The sequence below is a fragment of the Deinococcus sp. KSM4-11 genome (assembly GCF_004801415.1).
Lineage (GTDB): Bacteria > Deinococcota > Deinococci > Deinococcales > Deinococcaceae > Deinococcus.
Genome location: NZ_SSNX01000001.1, coordinates 269,152 through 295,991, shown reverse-complemented (window position 1 = coordinate 295,991; position 26,840 = coordinate 269,152). Strand labels below are relative to the sequence as shown.

The 26,840-nt window shown below is 67.9% G+C and carries 21 protein-coding genes; 11 read left to right on the top strand and 10 right to left on the bottom strand.

Going from position 1 to position 26,840, the window contains the following annotated elements:
• Positions 1-54 precede the first annotated feature (54 nt).
• Entirely contained in the window at positions 55-1,680 is a 1,626-nt protein-coding gene (locus tag E7T09_RS01470; protein ID WP_136387366.1) for a chloride channel protein, read from the top strand.
• Between the two features lie 67 nt (positions 1,681-1,747).
• Here E7T09_RS01470 and E7T09_RS01465 read toward each other — a convergent pair whose 3' ends face one another.
• From E7T09_RS01465 to E7T09_RS01450, 4 genes are all read right to left on the bottom strand, one after another.
• A complete protein-coding gene (locus tag E7T09_RS01465; RefSeq protein WP_136387365.1) occupies positions 1,748-2,506 on the bottom strand; it encodes an ATP-binding cassette domain-containing protein in 759 nt (252 codons plus the stop codon).
• Positions 2,503-3,717, bottom strand: coding sequence for a sugar ABC transporter permease (locus E7T09_RS01460; RefSeq protein ID WP_136387364.1), 1,215 nt, complete (start codon positions 3,715-3,717; stop codon positions 2,503-2,505). Before E7T09_RS01460 ends, E7T09_RS01465 begins: the two co-directional genes overlap by 4 nt.
• A gap of 101 nt (positions 3,718-3,818) precedes the next feature.
• Positions 3,819-4,865 carry a D-xylose ABC transporter substrate-binding protein gene (gene xylF, locus E7T09_RS01455; RefSeq protein WP_205746935.1) on the bottom strand — a complete coding sequence of 349 codons (1,047 nt, stop codon included), beginning with the start codon at positions 4,863-4,865 and terminating at the stop codon, positions 3,819-3,821.
• 179 nt (positions 4,866-5,044) lie between these two features.
• Complete coding sequence (locus E7T09_RS01450; protein ID WP_136387363.1) at positions 5,045-6,082, bottom strand: LacI family DNA-binding transcriptional regulator; 1,038 nt, start codon at positions 6,080-6,082, stop codon at positions 5,045-5,047.
• A 96-nt stretch (positions 6,083-6,178) separates the two neighbouring features.
• Here E7T09_RS01450 and E7T09_RS01445 point away from each other — a divergent pair, with 96 nt between their 5' ends.
• Positions 6,179-7,411: an MFS transporter gene (locus tag E7T09_RS01445; RefSeq protein ID WP_370293627.1), complete on the top strand. Its 1,233-nt coding sequence runs from the start codon at positions 6,179-6,181 to the stop codon at positions 7,409-7,411.
• 62 nt (positions 7,412-7,473) lie between these two features.
• On the opposite strand, the gene E7T09_RS01440 is transcribed toward E7T09_RS01445, so the two are convergent.
• A complete protein-coding gene (locus E7T09_RS01440; RefSeq protein ID WP_136387361.1) occupies positions 7,474-8,241 on the bottom strand; it encodes an amino acid ABC transporter ATP-binding protein in 768 nt (255 codons plus the stop codon).
• Positions 8,242-8,387: 146 nt separating this feature from the next.
• Here E7T09_RS01440 and E7T09_RS01435 point away from each other — a divergent pair, with 146 nt between their 5' ends.
• The 3 genes from E7T09_RS01435 (at position 8,388) to E7T09_RS01425 (ending at position 12,945) form a co-directional block, all read left to right on the top strand.
• Positions 8,388-9,356 carry a TAXI family TRAP transporter solute-binding subunit gene (locus tag E7T09_RS01435; protein WP_136387360.1) on the top strand — a complete coding sequence of 323 codons (969 nt, stop codon included), beginning with the start codon at positions 8,388-8,390 and terminating at the stop codon, positions 9,354-9,356.
• An 84-nt stretch (positions 9,357-9,440) separates the two neighbouring features.
• The gene (locus tag E7T09_RS01430) at positions 9,441-11,570 is read left to right on the top strand and encodes a TRAP transporter permease (RefSeq protein ID WP_205746934.1); all 2,130 of its coding nucleotides are present in this window, start codon (positions 9,441-9,443) and stop codon (positions 11,568-11,570) included.
• A gap of 130 nt (positions 11,571-11,700) precedes the next feature.
• Positions 11,701-12,945: an AI-2E family transporter gene (locus E7T09_RS01425; RefSeq protein ID WP_168734651.1), complete on the top strand. Its 1,245-nt coding sequence runs from the start codon at positions 11,701-11,703 to the stop codon at positions 12,943-12,945.
• A gap of 93 nt (positions 12,946-13,038) precedes the next feature.
• Here E7T09_RS01425 and E7T09_RS01420 read toward each other — a convergent pair whose 3' ends face one another.
• The 4 genes from E7T09_RS01420 to uvrA all read right to left on the bottom strand — a co-directional run bounded on the left by E7T09_RS01420 (position 13,039) and on the right by uvrA (position 17,947).
• A complete protein-coding gene (locus tag E7T09_RS01420; protein ID WP_136387358.1) occupies positions 13,039-13,470 on the bottom strand; it encodes a disulfide bond formation protein B in 432 nt (143 codons plus the stop codon).
• 4 nt (positions 13,471-13,474) lie between these two features.
• Complete coding sequence (locus E7T09_RS01415; protein WP_136387357.1) at positions 13,475-14,179, bottom strand: DsbA family protein; 705 nt, start codon at positions 14,177-14,179, stop codon at positions 13,475-13,477.
• A gap of 88 nt (positions 14,180-14,267) precedes the next feature.
• Positions 14,268-14,927: a hypothetical protein gene (locus E7T09_RS01410; RefSeq protein WP_136387356.1), complete on the bottom strand. Its 660-nt coding sequence runs from the start codon at positions 14,925-14,927 to the stop codon at positions 14,268-14,270.
• Positions 14,924-17,947, bottom strand: coding sequence for an excinuclease ABC subunit UvrA (gene uvrA / locus E7T09_RS01405; protein ID WP_136387355.1), 3,024 nt, complete (start codon positions 17,945-17,947; stop codon positions 14,924-14,926). Before uvrA ends, E7T09_RS01410 begins: the two co-directional genes overlap by 4 nt.
• Before the next feature lie 332 nt (positions 17,948-18,279).
• Here uvrA and E7T09_RS01400 point away from each other — a divergent pair, with 332 nt between their 5' ends.
• From E7T09_RS01400 to ilvC, 5 genes are all read left to right on the top strand, one after another.
• Positions 18,280-20,067 (top strand): DEAD/DEAH box helicase, encoded by a 1,788-nt coding sequence (locus E7T09_RS01400; protein ID WP_136387354.1) that lies wholly within the window; start codon positions 18,280-18,282, stop codon positions 20,065-20,067.
• A 284-nt stretch (positions 20,068-20,351) separates the two neighbouring features.
• On the top strand, positions 20,352-22,106 hold the full coding sequence (gene ilvB / locus E7T09_RS01395; RefSeq protein WP_136387353.1) for a biosynthetic-type acetolactate synthase large subunit: 1,755 nt from the start codon (positions 20,352-20,354) through the stop codon (positions 22,104-22,106).
• The gene (gene ilvN / locus E7T09_RS01390; protein ID WP_168734650.1) at positions 22,103-22,705 is read left to right on the top strand and encodes an acetolactate synthase small subunit; all 603 of its coding nucleotides are present in this window, start codon (positions 22,103-22,105) and stop codon (positions 22,703-22,705) included. Before ilvB ends, ilvN begins: the two co-directional genes overlap by 4 nt.
• Entirely contained in the window at positions 22,706-23,152 is a 447-nt protein-coding gene (locus E7T09_RS01385; RefSeq protein ID WP_136387352.1) for a hypothetical protein, read from the top strand.
• 44 nt (positions 23,153-23,196) lie between these two features.
• Positions 23,197-24,207 (top strand): ketol-acid reductoisomerase, encoded by a 1,011-nt coding sequence (gene ilvC / locus E7T09_RS01380; protein ID WP_136387351.1) that lies wholly within the window; start codon positions 23,197-23,199, stop codon positions 24,205-24,207.
• A gap of 59 nt (positions 24,208-24,266) precedes the next feature.
• Here the strand turns inward: ilvC and E7T09_RS01375 are convergent, their stop codons facing one another.
• Positions 24,267-25,004 (bottom strand): AIM24 family protein, encoded by a 738-nt coding sequence (locus E7T09_RS01375; protein ID WP_205746933.1) that lies wholly within the window; start codon positions 25,002-25,004, stop codon positions 24,267-24,269.
• A 232-nt stretch (positions 25,005-25,236) separates the two neighbouring features.
• On the opposite strand from E7T09_RS01375, the gene E7T09_RS01370 reads away from it, so the two are divergent.
• A complete protein-coding gene (locus tag E7T09_RS01370; RefSeq protein ID WP_136387350.1) occupies positions 25,237-26,796 on the top strand; it encodes a 2-isopropylmalate synthase in 1,560 nt (519 codons plus the stop codon).
• Positions 26,797-26,840: the final 44 nt, after the last annotated feature.

Here is a 26,840-nt window from a genome sequence, read left to right as displayed (position 1 = left end):
GTCTTCATGCGCGTGGCACGCGGGCCGACGCTCACTTTGCTCTAGCATGCCGGGATGCGTTCTCCTCTGCCCCGCGCCGTCATGACCCGCCTGGAGACAGGGCGGCTGGTCGTGCTGAGCGTGCTGCTCGGCGGCCTGGTCGGGGGGCTGAGCATCCTGCTGCGCGCCCTGCTGGACAGCGTCATGGGCCTGGGCGCGGCCCTGACCGGGTACTCGCCTCCGGGCACCCCCGGCGAGGGCGGCCTGCTGATCGCCTTCGGCACCGCCCTGCCCTGGGGCCTGCTGGCCCTACCAGTCGTCGGCGCAGCCTACGCGTGGTTGATTCCCGCGATGCCCGGCGGCCCGCTCACGCAGCTGGTCGGCGGCTACCACGCGCGCGGGCAGTGGCCGGGCATCACCACCCAGCTGCGGACTCTGGTCGGCACCATCCTGGGCTACGGCTCGGGCCTGCTGGTCGGGCGGGACTCGGCCTTCACCATGACCGGGCAACTCGGCACCCGCCTCATGCAGCGCGTGACCCGCCTGGACGCGGTGGAGTTGCGCGCCCTGACGCTGGCTGGCGCGGCGGCGGCCCTGGGCGCGGTGCTGCACGCTCCGCTGGCCGCCGCCGTGTTCGTGGTCGAGGTGCTCTACCGACGCTTCGAGTTCGAGTTCGAGGTTCTGATGCCCTGCGTGCTGGCCGCCGTGGCCGGCAGCGCCGTGTACGGCCTCGCGTACGGCTTCGCGCCGCTGCTGAGCCTGCAGGGCGTGCAGGTGCCGGCGGCGGCGCAGGTGCCGGCCTTCGTGCTGGTCGCGGCGCTGGTCACGCTGGCCGGCTGGCTGCTCCTGCTCGCCGGGCGGCTGTGGCCCACGCGCCTGACGGGCGGCTGGTGGCGGCCGCTGCTGGGCGCGGCGTTCGGCCTGATCACAGCCGCCGTCGCGTGGTACGTCACGCCCAGCGTGCTTGGGGACGGCAGCGGCTTCGTCCAGCTGGCCGTCTCTGGCTTCACGGGGCCGGAGGGACTGCAACAGGGCGCGTGGCGCTGGGCGCTGCTGGCCCTGGGCACCGCCGTCGCCTTCGGGGGCGGCATCCTGCCGTCGGTCGGCGTGGGCGGGCTGCTCGGCGCGGGACTGGGCAGCGTGCTCGGCATCGACACGGCCACGTCCACCCTGGTCGGGGCGGTGGCGTTCCTGACCGTCACCCTGAACGTCCCGCTGGCCGCCGCGCTGCTGGGCGTCGCGTGGGGCGGCGAGGCGCTGCTGCCGGTCGCCCTGCTCGCCAGCGGGCTCGCCCACGGCCTGAGCGGCGTGTCCGGCCTGCTGCCCACACAGATCACGTCCCGGCGCGACAGCGGCGTGCACGCGGGTGGCCCGGCCCTGCTGCCCGACACCGTGCGCTTCATTCCGCGCCGCGCTCCGGACACGCCCGCCACGCCCTTCGACGCGCCCACCGACAGCGAGCCGGAGGCCACCTCCGACCGGGAACTGTACCGCCGGGGCGTGCCGCCCTCGTGGCGCGGCGCGCGGCTGCACCTGCTGAGCCTCCCGCCGGGCGTCGAGGTGATCGGTATCGTCCGGGACGGCACCGTGCGCCTTCCCCGTCCGGAACTGCGCCTGACCGACGAAGACGAGCTGGTGTTCCTGGCGCGCCCAGACGCGTACGTGGCCCTGGAGGGCATCCTGCGCTTGCCGGGAGCCTGAGAAGCAGCAGAAACGCGCCGCCGATGCGAAGGCCATCGGCGGCGCGTTCCGGTCAGGCGTCCCGAGGTCAGCGCCGCATAGGCACTTTCCCGGCGATGATCATCTCCAGCACCTCGTCCTGCGTGATCTGGTCGGTGGGCGAGCTGCCGACCACGCGGCCGTTCTTCATGACCGTCACGCGGTCAGCGAGGTCGAACACGTCGTGCAGGTCGTGGCTGATCAAGAAGATCCCCACGCCCTCCTGCCGGAGTGACCCGATCAGTTCGTTCACCTGCGCCGTCTCCTGCGGGCCGAGCGCGGCAGTCGGTTCGTCCATGATCAGCACCTTCGCCTTGAAGTAGATGGCGCGGCTGATGGCGATGCACTGCCGCTGCCCCCCGGACAGGTTGAACACGGGCTTTTTGAGATCCGGCAGGTTCACCTTCAGGCGGTCGAGCACCCGGCGCGCTTCCAGCTCCATGGTGTCCTCGTCGAGCACGGAGCCCCGCATCAGCTCCCGGCCCAGGAAGATGTTGGCGGCCACGTCCAGGTTGTCGGCCAGCGCGAGGTTCTGGTAGATGGTCTCGATGCCGAGGTTCTGCGCGGCGCGCGGGGAACTCAGGCGCACCTCCTCACCGTTCATGAGCACCTGCCCGCTGTCTGGCGTGTACGCGCCGGAGAGCATCTTGATCAGGGTGGACTTGCCCGCCCCGTTGTGCCCGAGCAGGCCCAGCACCTCGCCGGCGTAGAGCTGCACATCCACGTCCTCCAGGGCATGCACGCCGCCGAAGGCTTTCGAGAGGCCGCGCGTCTCGATCAGGGGAACCGGGACAGTCTGGGCGCTCACCGCGTCCTCCTCTTCTGCGCGATCACGTCGATGGTCACGGCGACCATCAGTACCAGTCCCTGCACCACGTTCTGCCACGCACTCGACAGGTCGAGGAGCAGCATGCCGTTGATCAGGCTGGCCATCAGCAGCGCGCCCAGGAACGCGCCGGGAATGCTGCCTGTGCCGCCCGAGAGCGAGGTGCCGCCGATCACGGCCGCCGCGATCACGCTCAGTTCGGCCAGCGTGCCGGTGGAGTTCGTCCCGGCGTTCAGGCGGGCCGTCTGGATCGCGCCGGCCAGCGCAGCCAGCGTGCCCATCAGCGCGAAGACCGTGATGGTCAGCCGTTCGGTGTTGATCCCCGCGAGCCGCGCGGCCTCCGGATTGCCACCGTAGGCGTACACGTAGCGGCCGAAACGCGTGGAGCGCACGACCCACATCATGATGGCCGTGACCACCAGCATGATCAGCACCGGCACGGGCATCCCGCGCGGCGCGCCAGAGCGGGGATCCGGGTAGCCGTTCATGACCAGCACGAAGCCCAGCACCACGAGCAGGCTGCCGCCCGTGAACAGCAGTTGCAGCGGCAGGCTGCGGTTGGGGAGCCCGCGGTTCTCGCGCTGCCGACGCGTGTACAGATCCGACGCCACGATGGCGGCCATCAGCAGCAGGCCCACGCCCCAGCTCGCCGGCCCGCCGATGGCGCCGTTCAGCCCGCCGCCCAGCACCTGGTACGACTCGGTGAGCGGCGCGACGGTCTGGCCGCTCGTGAGCAGCCACGCGCCGCCCCGGAAGATCAGCAGGCCGCCCAGCGTGACGATGAAGGAGGGCACGCCCAGCCGCGCGACCCAGGTGCCCTGCAGCGCCCCTACCACCGCGCCGAGCAGCAGGCCCAGCAGCAGCGTGAGCAGCGTGCCCCACCACGTATCGGCCGTGATGAGGCGGGTATTCACGACGGCCATGAACATGCCGGTGAAGCCCAGGATCGAGCCGATGGACAGGTCGATGTTGCGCATCACGATGACCAGCACCATTCCGCTCACCATGACGCCCACCGAGGCGGTCTGCACCGAGAGGTTCCAGAGGTTGCGGGCGCTGATGAAGATGCCGTCGGTGAACAGGTGGAAGGTGAGCCAGATGACGGCGATGGCCAGCACCATGAACACCAGCCGGCCATCGAGGCCGAGCCGGGTCAGGAGAGGAAGGCGGGGGGTAGACCGAACACTCTGCATGCGGACGCTCCAGGGAAAAGGCGGGCGGGTCAGGCGGCACGCGCGAACCGGGGCGCGGGCAGCGAACGCTGCAGGCCCCGGTTCGGCGGATCAGGCGACGTTCAGCGGCAGGCAGTCGGGGCGGCCGCGCCGGTGACCCCCTTGCAGATCTCGTCCTTGGTGGCCCACTTGGCGGTGATCAGGGTGCCCAGGTTGGCCTTGGTGATCACGACCGGCTTGAGCAGCGTGGAACTGACCGCCACCTTGCGCGGCCCGCCGTTGAACACCTTCGCGCCGGGAATGGCCGAGACTTTCATGCCGCCCGAGAGCATCACGGCGATCTTGGCGGCCTCGGTGCCCAGCGTGCGCGAGTCCTTCCACACGGTGCCGGTCTGCTGCCCCAGCGCGATGCGGTTCAGCGCGGCCTTGTCGGCGTCCTGGCCGGAGACGGGCACCTTGCCCGCAAGGCCCACGCTGGCGAGCGCCGCCACCGAGCCGCCGGCGGTGCCGTCGTTCGAGGCGACCACGGCGTCGACCTTGTTGGCGTTGGCGGTCAGGATCTGCTCCATGTTGCGCTGCGCGACTTCCGGCTTCCAGCCTTCCGTGAACTGGTTGCCCACGTTCTTGATCGCGCCGGACTTGATGGCGCTGGCCAGGACTTCCAGCTGGCCGTCGTACAGCAGCTGCGCGTTGGGATCCGTGGGACTGCCCTTGATGAAGGCGTAGTTGCCCTTGGGCTGGGCGGCCAGGATCATGCGCGCCTGCAGTCGGCCGACTTCCTTGTTGTCGAAGGAGATGTAGAAGGCCCACGGATCCTCGATCAGGCGGTCGTAGGAGATCACGGGAATGCCCTCGGCCTTGGCCTTGGCGATGCCAGGCAGCACGGCTTCGCTGTCCTGGGCGAGGACGATCAGGACGGTCGCGCCGCGCGTGATCAGGCTCTCGATATCGGACAGCTGCTTCTCGTTGCTGCTCTGGGCGTCGGCGCTCAGGTACTTCGCGCCCTGCTTGTCGAGCTGGGCCTTGATGGCGGCCTCGTCGGTCTTCCAGCGTTCCTCCTGGAAGTTCGACCAGCTGACCCCGACCACGACGGGTTTCTGGGCGTGGGCGGGGCTGCCGAGCAGCGCGACGCCGAGCACGGTGGTCATGAGCATGCCAAGTCGTTTCATGGGACTCCTTAAAACTGTGCCCGCCGGGCATCTGGCCCGAGCTGGGCCGCACGCCTGACCGGGCCGAGGCGCGAATCCCCCATGCGCTGAGAGAACCTGGAACCGGAAAGGAAATCGATTTCTGTACCGGCATCATTACATGCCCGCCTCAGGCGTGCAAGCCCAGATGGCGGCGCCGGTCAGGACGTGTCGGTGGCACGCCTCGGAGCCGCCGTGCTGCGGCGCAGCACCAGCCGGGCCGGAATCAGCTGCTGACGTGGGGCTTCTCCCGACAGCCTGCGCATCAGCGCCTGCACGCCCTCCGCCGCCATCTCGGCGGCCGGGTGGTACACGGTGCTCAGGCCACCGGCGATATATTCCGCGCCCTGGATGTCGTCGAAACCGATCAGGGACACGTCGTCCGGCACGCGCAGCCCCGCCGACCGCAGGGCCCGGTACGCGGCGGCGGCCCCCAGATCCGTCTCGGCCACGACGGCGCTCACACCCTCCCGCACCGCGTGGAGCAGGCTCGGGCCATCGTGCAGGGCGGCCAGCGCCGGCAGTCCCGCCGACGCCATCGCCCGGGCATAGCCCTCCTGACGGCGCGCGAAATGCTCGACTCCACTGCGGATGCCACCGCCGTAGAACACGATCCGGGTGTGCCCCAGCCCAATCAGGTGCGCGGTCGCCAGCGCCGCGCCGCCCGCATGATCCACATCGACCGCACCGACACTCTCCGGCACCCGCTGGGTCCACAGCGCGACCACCGGCAAAGTCGCCTGCGCCAGGCTGGCCAGCAACCCGTGTCCACGCAGCGGATCGCAGCCCACCAGCAGACCGTCCACCCGGCCGTCCAGGAAGGTGTGCAGGGCGTGTCCGCCCCCGGGATACACCACCAGCGCGGGCACCCCCAGCTCCCGGGCCGCGCCGCTCAGGCCCGCCATGATCGCGCCGTCGAAGGTGCGTCGCACTGCGCTGCTCACCGACGGATCCCCCAGCAGCTCATCCGGTTCCGAGGCACCCACGGCCTCCAGCACCACGCCCAGTTGCCCGGTGCGGCGTGTGCGCAGGTTCCGCGCGGCCACATCCGGCACGTACCCGAGGTCACGGGCCACCTGCCGGACCCGCTGGGCCGTCTCGGCGCGCACGGCATACACGTCGTGCCCGGACAGCACCTTGGAGACCGTGGACGCACTCACTCCCGCGCGCTCGGCGACCTCCTTGATGCGGATCCTCATGCCGAGCAGCGTAGAGCAGTTTTCCCGGTCGGGTTCCGGCCAGCGCAGGAGGCGTTGTCCAGCCACGCCGAACCGCCCGCGCGACCAGGGCGGATAATGCCCGCGATGCCGCGCATGAACTGGAGCCGCAACGAGAAATTGGGCATCCTGAACGGCTGGGGCGCCTCGCTCGGCGACGGCTTCCTGAACGTGCCCGTGGTCGTGGCGGGCTTCGCGTCCCGCCTGGGCGCGCCGAACTGGGTGATCGGACTGCTGCCGTCGATCGCGGCCGGCGGGTGGATGCTGCCGCAATTGCTGGTCGCCGCGCGCGTGCGGGCCCTGCCGTACAAGTTGCCGGTCTACCGCTCGGCCGCCGGAGCCCGCACCGGTGCGTACCTGGCCATGGTGCTGGTCGCGGGCCTGCTCGCCGACAGGCCCGCGCTGTGCCTCACGCTCTTCGTGCTCGCCATGCTGGTGAACTCGCTGGCGTCCGGCGTGTCGGGCCTGCCGTTCCTGGAAGTGGTCAGCAAGACCGTGGCCAGCGACCGGCGCGCCCGCTTCTTCGGCACGCGCAACCTGTACGGCGGCCTGCTTGCTTTCGGGGCCGGGCTGATCGTCCGGCTGATCCTCGGCTCCTCGCTGCAGTTCCCCTACGACTACGCCCTGATCTTCGCGCTGGCGACCATCGCCTACACCTTCGGGTACAGCGTGCTCGGCCGGGTGGACGAACCGCCGGATCCTCCGCAGGAACCGCAGGGCGTGCGGGGGGAGCTGAAAGCCATTCCCCAGACGCTGCGTGATCCGCACTTCCGGGCGTTCCTGATCGTCCGGCTGCTCCTCGCGGGCGGCAGCATGAGCGATCCGTTCTACGCCGCGAACGCCCTGCGCAGCCTGCACTTTCCGCCCGCCACGCTCGGTATCTTCGTGATGGCCCTGACCGGCGCCGCCCCACTATCGAACGTCGTGTGGCAACGCGTCGCGGAGCGCAAGGGCTCACGCCGTATCATCCGTTACGCCACCTTCTTCTACGGCATCGCTCCCCTGTACGCCATCGTGGTCGGGGCGCTCCACCTGGGCACCTGGGCGTACCTGGGCGTGTTCATCCTGACGTCAGTGGCCGCGCAAGGCTTCAACCTGGGGCACACCAACCACCTGCTGAACATCGCGCCGCCCGGCGAACGCAGCCGGTACATCGGTACCCTGAACACCCTGGTCGGTGGCGCCCTGTTCCTGCCCGTGCTGGGCGGCCTGATCGCCGATGCTGCCGGCTATACCCCGGTGTTCGTCCTGAGCGCCCTGTTCAGCGCCGCGGCGTGGTGGCGGTGTGGCAAGCTGCGGCGCGACGCCTGAGCCGGTGCGCGACCGCCGGGCACTGGGGTCGAGCATCGCCCGGGTGGGTGCGGGCTCCCAGATCAGTGACCCAGGATCTTGCTCAGGAACTGCTTGGCCCGTTCGTGCTTGGGGTTGGCGTAGAACTCCTCGGGGGTGGTGTCCTCGACGATGTTGCCCTGATCGAAGAACAGCAGGCGGTCGGCGACCTCGCGGGCAAACCCCATCTCGTGGGTCACGACCAGCATGGTCATGCCCGAGCGGGCCAGTTCCTTCATGACGTCCAGCACTTCCTTGATCATCTCGGGGTCGAGGGCGCTGGTGGGCTCGTCGAAGAGCATGATCTTGGGATCCATGGCCAGGGCGCGGGCAATCGCCACGCGCTGCTGCTGCCCCCCTGACAGTTGCGCGGGATATTTGTACGCCTGTTCCTCGATGCCCACGCGGCGCAGGAGTTCCAGACCGCGGGCCTGGGCGTCAGCCCGGCTGGTGCGGCGCACCCGGGTGGGGGCCAGGGTGATGTTCTCCAGCACGGTCAGGTGGGGAAAGAGGTTGAAGCTCTGGAAGACCATGCCGACCTCGCGCCGGATGGCGTCCATGTTGCCCTGGCCGTTGAGGGGGATGCCGTCCACGTTGATGGTGCCGCCGTCGTGCGGGTCGAGGGCATTCAGGGTGCGGATGAAAGTGCTCTTGCCGCTGCCGGACGGGCCGATCACGACGACGACCTCGCCGGGGCGGACGCTCATGGTCACGCCGCGCAGGGCGTGAAAGGTGCCGAAGTGCTTCTGGACGTCCTGGGCCACGATGATCGGGGCGGAATCGCTGGCGCGGACGGATCGCTCGGACGTCATGACGTCACTGTAACGCGTGGGCAGCCAGGAGGGAGCAGGGACGGCTGGGCGGGACAAAAATAGGATTTCATCCGTGTGTTAACATGTCGTGCGTTCCCCTCAACCCCACCCAGCACGGTTCACGTGCTGTCCTCAGGAGGATTCACATGAAGAAGACCACGAAGCAGTTCCTGGCCGTCGGCGCCCTGGCCACCGCCGCGCTGGCCCTCGCGCAGGGCAGCACCTTCCTCACCATCGGTTCCGGCAGCACGACCGGCGTGTACTTCCCGGTGGCGACCGGCATGGCCAAGCTGATCAACGACAGTGGCAGTGGGGTACGCGCCAATGCCCGCAGCACAGGCGGCAGCGTGTTCAACGTCAACGCGCTGGGCACGGGCGAGCTGGACGCCGCGCTGGTGCAGAACGACATCACGTACTACGCGTACAAGGGCACGGGCCTCCCGGCCTTTGAGGGCAAGGCGAACGCCAAGCTGCGCGTGATGGCCATGCTGTATCCCGAGGTGCTGCACCTGGTGGCCCTGAAGGACAGCAACATCAAATCCGTGGCCGACCTGAAAGGCAAGCGCGTGGTCATTGGCGACCTGGGTTCCGGCACCGAGCAGACGGCAAAGCAGGTACTGGAGGCCTACGGCGTGACCTTCGAAGATCTGGGGCAAGCGCTGCGCGTGTCGCCGGCGCAGGGCATCTCGCTGATGCAGGACAAGCGCGCCGACGCGCTGTTCTTCACCGGTGGCCTGGGCGCGAGCGTGATCGCGCAGATCGCGCAGACGCTGCCCGTGAGCCTGGTGCCGGTGGCGGGGAACCAGGCAGCCAGCCTGATCAAGAAATACCCCTTCTACGTGCGCTACAACATTCCCGGCGGGCAGTACAAGGGGGTGGGCGCGACCGTGCCGAGCGTGGCCGTGCAGGCGACCCTGGTGACGACCACGAACGCCAGCGACGATACCGTGTACAAGGCCATGAAGGCCATGTTCGACAACGAGGCGGCGCTGAAGGCCATCCACCCGAGCCTGGCGGCGAACTTCACGCTGGCCAAGGCCGTCAAGGGGCTACCGGCGCCGCTGCACCCCGGCGCGCTGAAGTACTACAAGGAAAAGGGCCTGAACGTCAAGTAAGCCCCCAGGTTCGCCTGACAGACCGGGGGTCAGTCCGCTGCGTGCGGCTGGCCCCCGCCGCCCTTTGTTCATAGTGAGGACAGCATGAGTGACCCGACCCGTCCGATCAGTTCCGATGCCACGCTGAGCCCGCCGGGCCACGAGATGACCGAGGGCGAGAAGCGCGCCCTCGAGATCGTGGAGGCCGCCGAGACCGGGGGCCGAAAGCTGTTCGGCTGGCAGGCGCTGCTGGTCACGCTGCTGGCGGTCGCATGGTGCCTGTACCAGATGTACGCCACGCAGGTGGGCAATGTAGACACCGTGACCCTGCGCGCCACGCACCTGGGGTTCGCGTTCGCGCTGGCCTATCTGGTGTTCCCATTCCGCAAGACACCGGGTCACCCGCAGACGCGCGTGCCGTGGGTCGACTGGATTCTGGGCATCGGGGCGACCCTCACGGCGGCGTACCTGATCCGGCAGTACCCAGATATCGCCAATATCCAGGGCGGAGTGCTGACCACTCCGGACGTCTGGGTAGGCAGCGCCATGATCGTGCTGCTACTGCTGACCGCGTGGCGCACCATCGGGATTGCCATGCCGGTAGTGGCGATCGTGTTCATCACGTACGCCCTGACCGGTCCCAAAGGCCTGATCCACGGCGATCTGGGCCCACAGCTGCAGCTGCACGCCGGAGCGACGTGGCCACAGGTGGTTGGGCAGCTGTTCGCGAACACCGAGGGCATCTTCGGCACGGGGCTGGGCGTGTCGGCACAGATCGTGTTCCTGTTCGTGCTGTTCGGCGCCGTGTTCGACAAACTGGGCGCCGGAGACTGGTTCATGAACGTGGCGCAGGGTCTGCTGGGCGGCTTCCGGGGGGGTCCCGCAAAGGCGAGCGTGCTGTCCAGCGCACTGAACGGCATCATCTCCGGCTCCGCGATCAGCAACGTAGTGACCGGTGGGAACATCACCATCGGCACCATGAAACGCGTCGGGTACTCGGCCGAAAAGGCCGGCGCCATCGAGGTGGCGAGCAGCAGCAACGGGCAGCTGATGCCGCCGGTGATGGGCGCAGCGGCGTTCATCATGGCGCAGAACCTGAACATCGACTACCGCGCCCTGATTGCCGCAGCGGCCATCCCCGCGTTTCTGTGCTACGGCGCGCTGCTGGTCGTGACGCACATCGAAGCCCTGAAACTCGGCCTGAAGGGCCTGCCCCGCAACGAGCTGCCGCGCGTCCGCAAAACGCTCCTGTCCGGCTGGTACTACCTGATCCCGCTCGGGTACCTGCTGGGCACCCTGACCATGAACCCCGAGGCCACGCCGGAGCGCATCGCCCTGTACACGGTGTACATGATGCTCGTGATGATGGTCATGCAGGAGATCTGGCTGGCCCGCCGAAGCGGCCGCAGCGCTGGGCAGGGCGCGCTGGACGGCTTGCGGAAGATCGTGGAGGCCTTCGAGGGCGCGGCGCGCAGTATGGTCGGGATCGCCGTCGCCACGGGCGCGGCCGGGATCATCGTGGGGATCGTGACCATCACGGGGCTGGGCTTCGGGCTGGCGGACATCGTGGAGAGCGTGTCGGCTGTGTTCACGAACCCCTTCCTGAAGATGCTGGTCGTGCTGTTCATGGCGCAGCTGATCGCCCTGATCCTGGGGATGGGGCTGCCCACCACCGCGAACTACATCCTGATGAGCGCGCTGATCGTCCCAATCATCGTGAAGGTCGCCGGCTTCGACACCGGGAACCCGGCGCAGCTGCTGCCCGCCCACATGTTCGTGTTCTACTTCGGCATCATGGCCGACAGCACGCCTCCAGTGGCCCTCGCTGCCTTCGCGGCGGCGGCCATCAGCGGCGGAAATCCTGTGGCCACAGGCATCCAGGCCTTTCAGTACGAGTTGCGCACGGCCCTGCTGGCCTACATGATGTTCTTCAACCCGCAGTTGCTGCTGATCCAGGACGGCCGCCTGGGCGGAGTGCCCGTTGGTGACGCGATCTTCATGGTGGTGTTCGCGTTCATCGGGCTGGTGGCGTTCAGCGCCGCCACGCTGCGCTTTCTGCACCGCAAGACGAACCCAGTGCAGATGCTGCTGCTGCTGGTCGCCTCCTTCATCCTGATCATCCCCACGAACATTCTGTACAACCTGGGAGCCCTTGCCTTGATCGCCGCCGTGTACTTCTGGCAGAGGGCCGGGAGCCGCACCGAGCCGCCCACCCCCCTGCCCAGCGCCGCCTGAGGGCGGGCACCGCCAGGTTTCGCAGACCCTCCAGCGGAGTGCGGCACCGCGGTGACACCAGTCTTCACCTCAGGCTCATGCCCTGAAAGCGGGCATGTCACCCCCCCAGAATTGGTGGCAGGATGTGGTGGTGACCCCTACGCCCGACCTGCCCGATGCGTCCCCACGGCCGCAGCGCGACCCCGTCAGCTGGTGGGAGGCCCGTGACGTCCGTCATCTGCTGCGCCTGATGTGGGCGCGGCCGGTGGTGCGCCTCGTGGCGTACGTGGCAATGGCGTGGGTGGCGTGGCGGCTGCTGGTGTGGGGATCGGGCCTGCTGGCCGGCGTGATCTTCATGGTGCTCAGCGCCTACGCCCTGGCCTTCCTGGCGCAGCCGGTGCTGCTGTGGCTCGAACGGCACCGGATCGGCCGACCGATCGGCGTGATGCTGCTGCTGATCGTGACCCTGGCCCTGCTGGCCTTCCTGGTCACGGCGGTGAGTTCACAGATCACGGGGCTGATCAACGGCATTCCGCAGATTGCGCAGAACCTGGAGAAGGTGCTGTTCAGTGCGCTCGACCGCCTGGACAAGATCCCCGGCGCGCAGGGCCTCAAGGCGAGCGTCGACAAGTACATCGGCGAGCAGACGACCAACCTCACGCAGAACGCCGGCCCGATCCTCGACCGGGTGCTGAGCAGCGGCCCGGACGTCCTGAACACCCTCTCGAACGTGATCGGGTACCTGGGACAGGTGGGGTTCATCGTGACCCTGGCGCTGTACTTCATGTTCGATTACGCCCGCGTGGGCCTGAGCGTGCTGCACCTGTTTCCCCGCGTGTGGCAGCCGACTGTGTACCAGCTCTCGGAGGACGTCAGCGAGAGTTTCGGCGGATATATGCGCGGACAACTGCTGCTGATGCTGGCCGCCGCCGCGCTGGCCTACGTGGGCCTGCTGATCCTGAAGGTTCCGAATGCCCTGGCCCTGGGCCTGCTGAGCGGCCTGGTGAGCCTGATCCCGTACGTCGGGATCGTGCTGGCGGCAGCCGTGGCCATGTTGCAGGCGCTGCCGCAGGGCGGCGTCGTGGTCGGCCTGGTCGCGGCCGTGTACTTCGTGATCAACCAGTTGCAGGGCAACGTGCTCGGGCCGTTGATCATGGGCCGCACCGTGGCCCTCAGTCCGGCCGCGATCCTGGTGGCGTTGCTGGTCGGCCTGAGCCTTGGCGGGGCGCTGGGCGCGATCATCGCCGTACCGATCGCCACCCTCGGGAAACGCTGGGTGCAACGCTACTGGCTGACCAGCACGGCCTACCAGGGCCGCAGCCTGAGCGGCGCGCTGGGCGCCCCCCTGCCCGCTCTGCCTCCCCGCGAATCCACACCCGTATCGTCCGGAGAATGATCCGCGACCGGCGGCGGTCGGCCTGTGGTACGTCGTCGGTTTCCGTCGATTTGACCTGCTCGGCGAAACGTTGGTGCCTGATCTCCGTGGCGTCTACAGCGTCCGGGGGCGCCGCCAACTCAGCAGGGCGATGATCAGCGTGAAGGCAATCAGGGCCAGCACCGGAATGGTGATGACCGTGTTCAGTGGAGAACTCGCGCCCCACACGGGCCAGGGCGTCCCACACGACGCGCTGGGATCGGCTGTGCACCCCCTGAGGGTGGGCACCACGCCCCAGGTTTCGAGGTTCTGGTACAGCGCGACCAGCCACCCGATGCCCGACAGCGGCAGCGCGTAGCGGCGGATGCCCAGATCGCCGGTCAGGGCGGCGATGCCGAGCAGCAGGGCCTGCGGGTACATGCACACACGCTGGTACCAGCACAGGATGCAGGGCCTGAAGCCACGCACCTCGCTGAAATACAGGCTGCCCAGGGTGGCGATCAGGGCAATCACCCACGCGAGGTACAGGCGGTTGTCTCGGGTCATGGTCTTACTTGCTGGCGGCGTCGATGGCCGCGCTGACGTCCGCGAGCTGGTACGAGCTCTGGCCGCCGCCCATGACTTCCTTGCCGTTCACGAACACGGTGGGCGTGTGGTTCACGCCGGCCTTCTCGACCTGCTGCCGGTCGGCGTCCACACGCGCGGCGGTGGTGTCGGTATCCAGGCAGGTGGCAAACTTGGCCTGATCGAGGCCCTCGACGTTACTGGCGAGGTCTTTCAGGCGGGACTTGGTGGCCCACACGGTGGATTCGTCGCCCTGGGCCCGGAACAGAATGGCCTTGTAGGCATTGAAGCCGTCGTTGCCGCTCTGGTCGTACACGCAGCGGGCCGCCTGCCCGGCGAGCTTGGAATCGTCGGTGGCCAGACCACGCGTGGTGGCCAGGAACGGCCAGACCAGCGAGTACATCTTGGCCTTGCCGGTGTCGATGTACTTGGTTTTCAACTCCGGGGCGATGGTGTCCTCGAAGTTCTTGCAGATGGGGCACTTGAAGTCCTCGACCACGACGACCGAGACGGGGGCGCCGGCCTGCCCGGCAAAGGCCACGCCATCGAGGTTGAAGTTCGGCGCGAGGCCCGCACCGGGGGCCGGTTTGCCGCGCACGGCGAAGAGGGCCAGGGCGATCAGCGCCACGGCGACCAGCGTGCCGATCACCAGCACGGTGCGGTTGGAGTTGGTTCCCTGAAGTCTGGTCATGGTGGCATCGAGTGTACCGCCCGGATATGAACGGGCAGAGAAGGATGTCCCAGCGACCCGGCATGACGACGGCCGACTGCCGGTGAGGTCAGGCGGGAATCTGCTCGGCGTCCAGCCGCGCCTGCCGCCGGATGACTGCGCGGTAGATGATGCCGGTCAACTGCCGCACGAAGCTGATGCCCAGGCCCACCGCCATGGCGAGCAGCGCCGTGCGCTGGAAGGTCGCGTTGGCGGGCAGGTTGAGCTGCGGGTCGACCTTCAGGCCATAGCGGGCGACACCCAGGAGCACGCCGGTATACAGCACGGCCGCGAAGGGCAGCACGAACGGCCCGCCCGAGTGCTTGATGAGCAGCACGGCGAACAGCGCCCCTCCGACCAGCGGGAGGATCACCAGCCACTGCGCCGCAGGTTGATCCGGACTGAAGTACCCCAGGCCGCCGAGCACCAGGCCGATGTACCCGAACCACCCGCCGAACTCGTCCGCCAGCAAGGTCAGCAGCACCCACACGAGCAGCATGGTGGGCCACTCGCCCGGCGTCCACATGAAGTACGCCAGGGCGAACAGCGTCATCAGGCCGCCGAAGATGCGCAGGAAGTGCAGGAACTGCCCACGGTGCCGCAGTTCGGCGGGCGTGCGGATGCGGCGGCGCCTGAGGGGCTGTGGCTGGGGAGCCGGAGCCTGGGACTCCACGGACGCCACGCTGGCGTCGGCTGGTGGCGTGGGGGTCGGCTCCGGAAGCTCGGTCATGCTGCTCCCTTCTTAGCACGTCCTTTCCGCGCGGGGGCGGCCCCGACCAGTTCCCGTTCCACAGTCTGCCCCTGAGGCACGATGCCCGGCACCTTGCGCAGGTATTCCCCGGTGTGACTGGTGGGGTGCGCGGCCATCTCCTCAGGCGTGCCCGTGGCGACGACCAGTCCGCCACGCACGCCGCCCTCAGGGCCGAGGTCGATGATGTGGTCGCCGGTCTTCATGACATCCAGGTTGTGCTCGATGATGACCAGGGTGTTCCCGCCCTCGACGAGGCGTTGCAGCACTTCCATGAGCTTGCGGACGTCCTCGAAGTGCAGGCCGGTCGTGGGTTCGTCGAGGATGTAGATGGTTTTGCCGGTCGCGCGCTTGGAGAGTTCCGTGGCGAGCTTGATCCGCTGCGCCTCGCCGCCCGAGAGCGTGGTGCTGGGCTGCCCGATCCGCATGTAGCCCAGGCCCACGTCGAGCAGCAGCTGCATCTTGCGCTGGATCGGCGGAATCGCCTCGAAGAAGGTGTTGGCGTCCTCCACCGTCAGGTCGAGCACGTCGGCAATGGTCTTGCCGTTGTACTTCACCTCCAGCGTCTCGCGGTTGTAGCGCGCGCCCTTGCAGACCTCGCACGGCACGTAAATGTCCGGGAGGAAGTTCATCTCGATCTTCATGACGCCGTCGCCCTTGCAGTGCTCGCAGCGGCCACCCTTCACGTTGAACGAGAAGCGGCCCGCGAGGTAGCCACGGCGTCTGGCCTCGGGCGTGCGGGTGAACAGGTCGCGGATCTCGGTGAAGACGCCGGTGTAGGTGGCCGGGTTGCTGCGCGGCGTGCGCCCGATGGGACTCTGGTCGATCTCGATGACCTTGTCGAGGTGCTCCATGCCCTCGATGCGGTCGTACTTGCCGGGCGTGGTCTTGGCGCCGTTGAGTTCCTTCGCCAGCGTGGCGTGCAGGATGTCGTGGATCAGCGTGCTCTTGCCGCTGCCCGACGGGCCGGTCACGACGGTCATGGTGCCCAGCGGAATCTCGATGTCCACGTTCTGAAGGTTGTGCTCGCGCGCCCCGATGACCTTCAGTTTCTTGCCGTTGCCCCGGCGGCGCTCGGCGGGCACCTCGATCTTCAGCTCGCCGCGCAGGTACTTGCCGGTCAGGCTGTTCTTGTCGTGCTTGACCTGCTCCGGCGTGCCGACTGCGACCACCTCACCGCCGTGCACCCCGGCGCCCGGCCCCATATCCACGAGGTAGTCGGCCTCCATCATGGTGTCCTCGTCGTGCTCCACGACGATCAGGGTGTTGCCCAGGTCGCGCAGGTGCTTGAGGGTGCCGATCAGGCGGTGGTTGTCCTTGGGGTGCAGGCCGATGGACGGCTCGTCCAGCACGTACAGCACGCCGGTCAGGCCCGAGCCGACCTGCGTGGCGAGGCGGATGCGCTGCGCCTCGCCGCCGGACAGCGTGTTCGCGGTGCGGTCGAGGGAGAGGTAGTCCAGACCCACATCCACCAGGAACTTCAGGCGCGTGCGGATCGCCTTGAGGATCGGTGCGGACACGGCCGTGCCGAAGTCGTTCAGGGCGTACTCGTACTTGCGGGGCGCGTGGGCCTTTGCCTCGCCGCCCAGGTGTCCGGCCAGGAACGGCTCGATGGTCACGTGATCCAGCGTGCTGTCCTGAAGCTGCTGGAAGTACGCGTCGGCTTCCAGCACGCTCATGCCGCTGGCCTGCGAGATGTTCAGGCCGCCCACCCGCACCGCCAGAATCTCCGGCTTGTAGCGGGTGCCGCCGCAGGTCGGGCAGGGCCGCAGTTCCATCAGTTCTTCCAGCTTCTCGCGCATGAACTCGGACTCGGTGTCCGCGTAGCGGCGCTCCAGGTTCGTGATGACGCCCTCGAACTCGGTCATGAAACGCATGGTCTCCTTGCCGCCCCGCCGGTACACGACCTCGAAGGGCTGGCCCGGCCCGTGCAGCACGGCCTTCTGGGCCTTCGCGCTCAGGTCGCGCCACGGGGCCTTCAGGTCGAACTCCAGGTGCTCCGAGAGGGCCTTGAGCTTGTCCCAGTAGTACACGCCGCCGCCCGTGCCCTTCTTGCTCCACGGCAGGATGGCGCCCTCGGCGATGCTCAGCCGCTCGTCGATCACGAGTTCCGGGCTGAACTCCTGCTTGCTGCCCAGGCCCGCACAGTCCGGGCACGCGCCGTACGGGTTGTTGAAGCTGAAGCTGCGCGGTTCGAGTTCCTCCAGCACGCTGCCGTGTTCCGGGCAGGCGAATTTCTCCGAGTACAGTTCCTCGTGCGCGCTGCCGTCCTCCGCGCCGTCCGGCATCAGCACGCGCAGCAGGCCCTCGCCCCGGCGCAGTCCAAGTTCCACGCTCTCGGCCACGCGGCTGCGGTCACTCTCGCGCAGCGTCACGCGGTCGATGACCACGTCCACATCGTGCTTCTCGAACTTCTCCAGCTTCAGCTTCTCGGCTTCCTCCAGCTCGTACAGCGTGCCGTCCACGCGCACCCGCGCGAAGCCCTCACGGCGCAGGTCGCCGAACAGCTTGCGGTACTCACCCTTGCGGCCGCGCACGACCGGCGCGAGCAGGATCGCGCGCTTGTCGAGGAAGCCCGCGAGCAGGCGATCCGTGATCTCGCTGGGACTCTGCTTCTCGATCTTGCGGCCGCAGATCGGGCAGTACGGCGTGCCGACGCGGGCGTACAGCAACCTGAGGTAATCGTGGATTTCCGTGACGGTGCCGACCGTGCTGCGCGGGTTGTGGCTTGTGGTCTTCTGGTCGATGGAGATGGCCGGCGACAGGCCCGTGATGCTCTCCACGTCGGGCTTTTCCATCAGACCCAGGAACTGCCGGGCGTAGGCGCTCAGCGACTCGACATACCGGCGCTGGCCCTCGGCATAGATGGTGTCGAAGGCCAGGGTACTCTTGCCGCTGCCGGACACGCCCGTGATCACCACGAACTGGTCGCGTGGCAGTTCCACGGTGATGTCCTTGAGGTTGTGTTCCTTCGCGCCACGGACGATCAGGTTGCTCTGCAAGGTCGATACTCCTTTTTTCCTGTCCCGGACGGCATGCAGCCTCACAGGCGGGTTATGACTGTTGCGTAAGACACACTGCGCCCTACGTTCTGAAACGGGGCATTCTAGCAGGACGGCACGGATCCGGGCTAGTTGTCAGAACGTGACGGGAATGGATCGGGTGGCCTCACCATTCCGTCTGCCACTTGCACTCCGTCCACCTTTCCTGTAAGCTTCTTCCTTGTGCGCCGACCGGGAGTCACCCGGCGGCCGGAGAGTGCCCCACACTCAGGACGAGCTTTCGCGACAAAGGCGTTTGTAGTTCGCAGGGGACTTTCCCAAAAGGACTACAAATGAATTTTGATCAACTGATCGCGCCCGAACTTGCGGCGCGCCTCGCTGAACGCGGCATTACGGAAGCCACTTCCATCCAGGTCGAGAGCCTGCCCCAGACGCTGGCCGGCAAGGATCTGATCGGCCGGGCCCGCACCGGCACCGGCAAGACCCTGGCCTTCGCGCTGCCGATCATCCAGGCGCTAGCGCCCAGCCGCGAACGTGGTCGTCTGCCCCGCGCCATCATCGTCGCCCCGACTCGCGAACTCGCCAAGCAGGTTGCGGACGAGTTCTCCAAGAGCGGCGGCGAACTCGTCACCGTGACCGTGTACGGCGGCGCCTCCTACGGCCCGCAGGAAAGCGCGCTGCGCCGCGGCGTGGACATCGTGGTCGGCACCCCCGGCCGCCTGATCGACCACCTGGAACGCGGCAACCTCGACCTGACCGAAGTCAAGTTCGCCGTGCTGGATGAAGCCGACGAGATGCTGTCCGTGGGCTTCGCCGAGGCCATCGAGACGATCCTGCAGAAGACGCCCGAAGAGCGCCAGACGATGCTGTTCAGCGCCACGCTGAGCGGGGACGTGCGCCGCCTGAGCAAGAAGTACATGAACGACCCCGTGCTGGTGGACGTGGTGGGCGAGGATCGCAACCAGACCGCGCAGACCGTGGAGCATCTGAAGATCAAGGTGGGCCGCAGCCGAACCCGCGTGCTGGCCGACCTGCTGACCGTCTACAACCCGGAAAAGGCCATCGTGTTCACGCGCACCAAGCGTGAAGCGGACGAACTGGCCAACGAACTGATCCATCGCGGCCTGGAAGCCGAAGCGCTGCACGGCGACCTGGCGCAGACGCAGCGTGAACGCGCCCTCGGCGCCTTCCGCAGCGGCCGCGTGGGCGTGCTGGTGGCCACCGACGTGGCCGCGCGTGGCCTGGACATTCCCGAGGTCGATCTGGTCGTGCAGTACCACCTGCCGCAGGATCCCGACTCCTACGTGCACCGCTCGGGCCGCACGGGCCGTGCGGGCCGCACCGGCACCGCCGTGATCATGTACTCGGATCGCGAGCAGCGCGATGTGGCGGGCCTGGAACGCATCACGGGCGTGCGCTTCACCGAGCGCGGCCTGCCCACGCCGAAGGAAGTCGCTTCGGCCAGCGCCAAGGCCAGCGCCGACATGGTGCGCAAGGTCGACAGTGACGCCGCGAGCGGCTTCCAGGCCGAGGCCGAGCGTCTTTTCAGCGAACTGGGCCTCGAAGCCCTGTCCCGCGCCCTGGCGAAGATCAGCGGCGTGACCGAGCCCATGAAGGCCGCCAGCCTGCTGAGCGGCGAGGAAGGTCTGACCACCATCATCCTGCACGGCGAGCGCCTGGGCGTGGCCCGTACCGTGGCCCTGCTGGCCCGCGTCGGCGACGTCGACACCCGCCGCCTGGGCAAGGTGCGCCAGTGGCGCGGCGGCACCGTCGCCGACGTACCCAGCGAGTTCATCGCCAAGCTGATCGCCGCCAACCCCCTGGAAGGCGAGATCCAGATCGAAGTCGCGCAGGAACTTCCGGAACTGTTCGAAGCGCCCACCCGTGAACGCCAGGGTGGCAGCTACCAGGGCGGCGGCCGCAGCGGCCGTGACGAGGGCGGCTACCGGGGCAACCGGGGCGGCGGCCAGGGCGGTGGCGGCCAGGGCCGCTGGAGCCGCGACGGTGGCGGCAGCCAGGGCGGCGGCAACCGCAGCAGCCAGGGCCGGGGCGGCAACGACCGGGGCCAGACATCCAGCCGTCCCCGCGAGGACTTCGCCGACCGCGAATTCCGCGGCTGAGTAAGGCCTGACTCAAGACCCCCGTCCGAGTGGCGGGGGTTGTCTGTTACCCGCTACTTCGGCTTGCGGCGGGCACCTGCGGCCGGAGCAGTTGCTGAGCCCGCCCTCGGCCCGTCTAGACCCGCCTTGCCATTTCCCGTCCGCGCGCCGTAAGCTACCCGGCATGAGCGCGCGCATTGTGGTGGTACTTGTAAGCATCGGGGAATGCCGAGGCTGAGTACCGCCGTCTGCCGCATCCCCCGCCCGATCACGGAGCGGGGGTTTTTCATAGGAGGCTGAGCAGCATGGGCAAAGAAGGTGCAGACCAACTGAACGGACCGGATCGCGGCGACATGACCGGCGCGAAGGCGCTGTGGGCGACCCTGGCGAACCACGGGATCTCGACCGTGTTCGGCTACCCCGGCGGGGCGATCATGCCGGTCTACGACGCGTTGACCTTCTACCCGGAAGTGAGGCATGTGCTCACGCGGCACGAGCAGGGCGCGGCGCACGCGGCCGAGGGCTGGGCGAAGGCGACCGGTGAGATCGGCGTGTGCATGGCGACCAGCGGGCCGGGCGCGACGAACCTCGTGACGGGCCTCGCGGACGCGATGCTGGACTCCGTGCCGCTGCTGGCGATCACCGGGAACGTCGCCCGGCACCTGATGGGCACCGACGCCTTCCAGGAGGCGGACATCACGGGGATCACGCTGCCCATCACGAAGCACAACTACGTGGTGCGCGAGGTCGAGGACCTGCCCCGGATCGTCGCGGAGGCCATCCGGATCGCGCGCAGCGGGCGGCCGGGGCCGGTGCTGGTGGACATCCCGAAGGACATCCAGCTCGCAGCGTTCCACGGGGAAATTCCCGCACCGCACGCCCGGCCGGAAATCCCAGCGCCCAGTGCCGAGGCGATCGAGCGGGCCAAGGAACTGCTGCGCGGCGCTAAAAAACCGCTGATGATGGTGGGCGGCGGCGGACTCGACGCGGCTCCCGAGATCACCGCCCTGGCACGCGCGTGGCAGCTGCCCGTGACCACGACCCTGATGGGCCTGGGAGCTTTCCCCGCCAGCGATCCGCTGTGGCTGGGCATGCCGGGCATGCACGGCAGCGTGGCCGCGAACCGCGCGATCAGCGAGGCGGACGTGCTGCTGGGCATCGGCCTGCGCTTCGATGACCGGGTGACGGGCCGTGTGAACGGCTTCGCCCCGAACGCCAGCATCATTCACGTGGAACTCGACGCTGCCGAGATCGGGAAGATCATCCGGACGCACGTGCCGGTGCGCGGCGATGCGAAGGTGGCCGCCGCCATGCTGACCAGGGGCGCCGAGAAGATTCTGACGCCCGAGTGGAAGGCCACGCTGGCCGAGTGGACGTCGCGGACGGTCACGCCGGAGACGTGGGGAGCGGGCTACGCCGTGAAGGCGGTCGTGGATCGCCTGGACGGGAACGACATCCTGTCCTCCGACGTGGGGCAGCACCAGATGCTCGCCGCGCAGCTCGCCCGCTTCGAGCGACCCCGGCGCTGGATCAACTCCGGCGGGCTGGGCACCATGGGCTTCGGCTTCCCGGCGGCCATCGGCGCGGCCATGGCGGAACCCGGCGTGCGTTCCGTGGTCATCGCCGGAGACGGCGGTTTCCAGATGACCTCCCAGGAACTCGCGACGCTGAAGATGTACGACATCCGCAACGTCAAGATCTGCATCATCAACAACTCCTTCCTGGGCATGGTGCGCCAGTGGCAAGAGATGTTCCACGAGAAGCGCTACAGCGAGGTCTGGCTGGGCGACAGCAACCCGGACTTCATCAAGCTCGCGGACGCCTACGACGTGCCCGGCTACCGCGCCACCAGCATGGACGACCTGCCCGGCGCGATCGACGCGTGGCTGAATGACCCGAAATCCGCCCTGCTGGAGGTCGTCGTGCCGCACGAGCACGGCGTGTTCCCCATGGTGCCCGCCGGAGCCGCGCTGTACGAACTGATCGAGACCGAACCGGGGCGTACCCCGGACCTGAGTGACGCCATGGAACACGCCGCCGAGGAGGCCAACAAAGCATGACGCACGCCCAGGATCAGCTCCTCTCGCTGCTCGTCCGCGACGAACCCCGTGTCCTGACGCGCATCACCGCCCTGTTCGGACGGCGCGGCTACAACATCAAGAGCCTATCGGTCGGCAGCACCGAACACCCCGGCGTGTCGCGCATGACCATCGTCGTCCACGGCGACCGGGGCGTGGTCGAGCAGGCCATCAAGCAACTCGAGAAACTGCACGACGTCGTGAAGATCATCGACCACAGCCTGGAGAAGTTCGTGGACCGTGAACTGGTGCTCGTGAAGGTCGCCATCACGCCGGAAAGCCGCGTGGAAGTCCGGCAGATCGCCGAGGACTTCCGAAGCCGCATCGTGGACGTCGGCCGCCACGCCCTGACCTTCGAAGTCACCGGCGACGAAGGCAAACTGACGGCCTTCATCGAGCAGATGCGGCCGTTTGGGATTCTGGAGACCATGCGCACCGGCCGCATTGCCCTGACGCGCGGCAGCAACGCCGACGTGCCCAGCCACGTCTACCACGAGGGCGAAACCGAGGCGCTGAAACCCGTGATGGAAGGCGTCGAGGCCAGGGAAGAACGCGCGCGGCACGTGCCGAACCTGTTCTGAATGGCCGAAAAATCCCAGTCCGGCAACTATTTGATGTGGGTTCTGGAACCCTCAATGATGTCAGCTCTTGATGTCTCTCCCGACGTTCCCGTGCTGGTGTCGTCGATGGATCTGACAGCCAGACGCTGGCTCCTCGGGATCAGCGAGATGTTCATAGACGGCAACATCAGATTGACCGGGGTACGCCTGGATGTCAGGAACTGGGAGAGCATCGCATTCACTTTCCACAAGGCAGCGGATGCCAAGGCCGAACCCCTTATCCAAAGCATGGACTGGGCCGGGGAGATCGGCGTGCTGGCCGGATTCTCCTACGACGGCACTGACCTGAAGGCTCACGGATATCTGCGTGATTCCGAGTATTACTACTGCGAAGTGACGTTTCGGAACCCCGAACTCTACGTCGAGTACTTCGACCGTCGTGAGTTCACTCCCCACGCCCTCCCCTAGCCCACATTCCCCCTGAACTCACCGCTCTGTAGGAGAATCCACGAATGGCAGCAAAAATGTACTACGACCGTGACGTCAGCACCGACATCCTCGAGAACAAGCTGATCGCGATCATCGGCTATGGCAGCCAGGCGCACGCACACGCGCAGAACCTGCGGGACAGCGGCTTCAACGTGGTCGTGGGCCTGCGCGACGGGTCGTCGAGCAAGGCCAAGGCCGAGCAGGCGGGCCTGCGCGTGGCGAGCATCGAGGACGCCACGAAGGAAGCCGACGTGGTCATGCTCCTGATCCCGGACGAGCAGCAGCCGAAGACCTACGAGCAGAGCATCGCGCCGCACCTCACGGACGGCAAGGCGCTCGCGTTCGGGCACGGCTTCAACGTGCACTTCGGGCGGATCAAGCCCCCGGCGGGCGTGGACGTGTTCCTGGTCGCGCCGAAAGGCCCGGGCCACATGCTGCGGCGCGTGTACGTGGACGGCGCGGGCATGCCCGGCATCTTCGCCGTGCAGCAGGACGCGAGCGGCAAGGCGCGCGAGATCGCCCTGGCGTACGCCCGTGGCATCGGGTGCACGAAGGCCGGCGTGCTGGAAACGACCTTCAAGGAAGAGACCGAGACCGACCTGTTTGGCGAGCAGAGCGTGCTGTGCGGCGGCGTGACGCACCTGATCCAGGCGGGCTTCGAGACGCTGGTGGAGGCCGGGTACCAGCCGGAGATCGCGTACTTCGAGACGCTGCACGAGGTCAAGCTGATCGTGGATCTGATCTACGAGAAGGGCTTCGAGGGCATGCGCCACAGCATTTCCAACACGGCCGAATTTGGGGATTACGTGACGGGGCCGCGCATCATCACCGAGGAGACCAAGGCAGAGATGGGCCGCGTGCTGGGCGACATCCAGAGCGGCGCGTTCGCCAAGCGCTTCATCGACGATGCCGAGGCGGGCTTCCCGTACATGAACGAGCAGCGCGGCAAGATGCGGACGCACACGCTGGAAGTGGTGGGCAAGGAACTGCGCGACCAGATGCCGTTCATCACCAAGAAGGCGCTGGAAGTCTAAACACGCGCGGGGGCCAGGTGCTTCGGGGGAACCCGGCGCCTGGCCCCCGCCCTGTGCGCTCAGCTCTTGCCGGGCAGGTACTCGCCGACGCGGTGAGCGACCTTGGACACCGTCATGGAGTTCAGCCACACGCGGCCGGGGCCGGTCAGCTTGGCGAAGAACAGGCTCTCGCCGCTGAACAGCAGGTTACGGATGCCCTTCATCATCTCGATGCTGAACTCCACGCTCGGGTCGAACATGGCGACGTGACCGGGTTCAACGAGCATGGTGTCGCCAGGGCTGAGGCGGTATTCGATGGCGTCACCGTCCATCTCGACGAAGGCCAGGCCGGGGCCGGTGAGTTTCTGGAGCACGAAGCCGTCCCCGCCGACCAGGCCGGCCCCCAGGCGCCGGGTGAAGGTCACGGCGAGGTTCACGCTGCTCTCGGCGCACAAAAAGGCGTGCTTGTGCGTGATGATGCTCTCGCCCGCATCGAGTTCCAGCGGCACGATCCGGCCCGGAAAATCCGCGCAGAACGCCGCCTGCCTGCGCGAGGAGGTGTTCAGGTGGATCAGGAACACGGTGCCGCCGCTGAAGGCCCGCGTGAGGCCGCCCAGCAGGCCGCCCTGCATGTTCGTGGTCATGCTGATGGTGGGCGTGGGCGTCATCCACGACAGGCCGCCCGCGTCCGTGAACACACCGTGACGGGCGTCGAGGTCGAGGATCACGGTGGGCTGCACCTTCCCGATGATGCGGTAGCGCAGGCCGCTGCGCGCGACTCTATCCTCTTCGGGCGGCGTGGGCAGATCTGGAATCATGACCAGGGTTACGTTCCGTGGAGGGCAACGGTTCCCGCCCCGAGTTAGACAATGCTTGCACTCCGCCCCCGGCCGCGCTTACACTCCGGCCATGTTCAGTTTCGGCTCGCTTCTTCTTACCCGTCCTCCGGTGGAGTGAACGGCTAAGCGAACGTGGCCTGAACCCCCGGAGGAACGCCCTCCGGGGTTTTTTCGTTTGCCGCTTCTTTCCCACCCTGCACAGGAGCCCCACATGACGCAGCAAGCCCAGAATGACCGCATCCGCATCTTCGACACGACCCTGCGCGACGGCGAGCAGTCCCCCGGCGTGGCCCTGAACCACTCGCAGAAACTGGAGATCGCCCACCAGCTGGCGCGGCTGGGCGTGGACGTGATCGAGGCCGGCTTTCCCATCGCCTCGCCCGGCGATCTGGAGGGTGTGAGCCGCATTGCGCGCGAGGTGCGCGGCCCGATCATCGCGGGGCTGGCGCGGGCGGGCCGAGCGGACATCGAGGCCGCCGCGAAGGCCGTGGAGGCCGCCGAGAAGCCGCGCATCCATACCTTTATCGCCACCAGCCCCATCCACATGCAGAAGAAGCTGAACCTGGAACCGGACGCCGTCGTCGAGCGCGCCGTGCAGGCCGTCACGCTGGCCCGCTCCTTCGTGGACGACGTGGAATTCAGCGCGGAGGACGCCACGCGCAGCGAGTGGCCGTTCCTGGTACGGATCTTCAAGGCGGCGGTGGAGGCCGGAGCGACCACCATCAACGTGCCGGACACCGTGGGCTACACCACGCCAAAGGAGATGCGGGAGCTGTTCGCGTTCCTGAAGGGGGAGCTGCCCGGCCACATCATCCTGAGCAGCCACTGTCACGACGACCTGGGCATGGCGGTGGCCAACTCCATCGCCGCCGCCGAGGGCGGAGCGCGGCAGATCGAATGCACCGTGAACGGCATCGGGGAGCGCGCCGGGAACGCCAGCCTGGAAGAGATCGTGATGGCCTTCCACACCCGCCGCGACGTGTACGGCTTCGAGACCGGCATCCGCACCCGCGAGATCTACCGCGCGTCACGCATGATCAGCCGCCTGAGCGGCATGCCGGTGCAGCCCAACAAGGCCATCGTGGGCGACAACGCCTTCGCGCACGAATCCGGCATCCACCAGGACGGCGTGATCAAGGCCCGCGAGACCTACGAGATCATGAACGCCGAACTGGTCGGCCGCGAGGCCGCCGTGCTGGTCATGGGCAAGCACTCCGGCCGCGCCGCCTTCCGCAAGGCCCTGAACGACCTGGGCTTCACGGACATGCCCGACGACAAGGTGCAGTCGCTGTTCGCGCGCTTCAAGGACCTGGCCGACCGCAAGGGCCAGATCTACGCCGACGACCTGCGCGCCCTGGTCGAGGCCCGCAGCGACGTGCCGCAGACCTTCACGCTGGAGGGCTTCCAGATCACGTCCGGCATGAACATGACGCCCGTGGCCTTCGTGCGGTTGCAGACCCCGGACGGCACCGTGGACGCCACCGCGCACGGCGATGGCCCGGTCGAGGCGGCCTTCCAGGCGATCAACAAGATCACCGGCATCACGCCCACCCTGGAGACCTACCGCATCCAGGCCGTCACGGGCGGCGGCGACGCCCTGGGGGAGGTCAGCATCAGCGCGCGGCACGGGGAGACGCTTCTCCATGGCACCGGGGTCGCCACCGACGTCGTAGAGGCCAGTGCGCGCGCGTGGATCAGGATTCAGAACATGGTCGTGGCCGGTATGGGTGCTGAGAGACGGCAGGGCGAGTTCGCGCCAGGCCGGATCTAAATGGATGACAGGGCGAGGGGTGGGAGCGCAGGTTCCCACCCCTC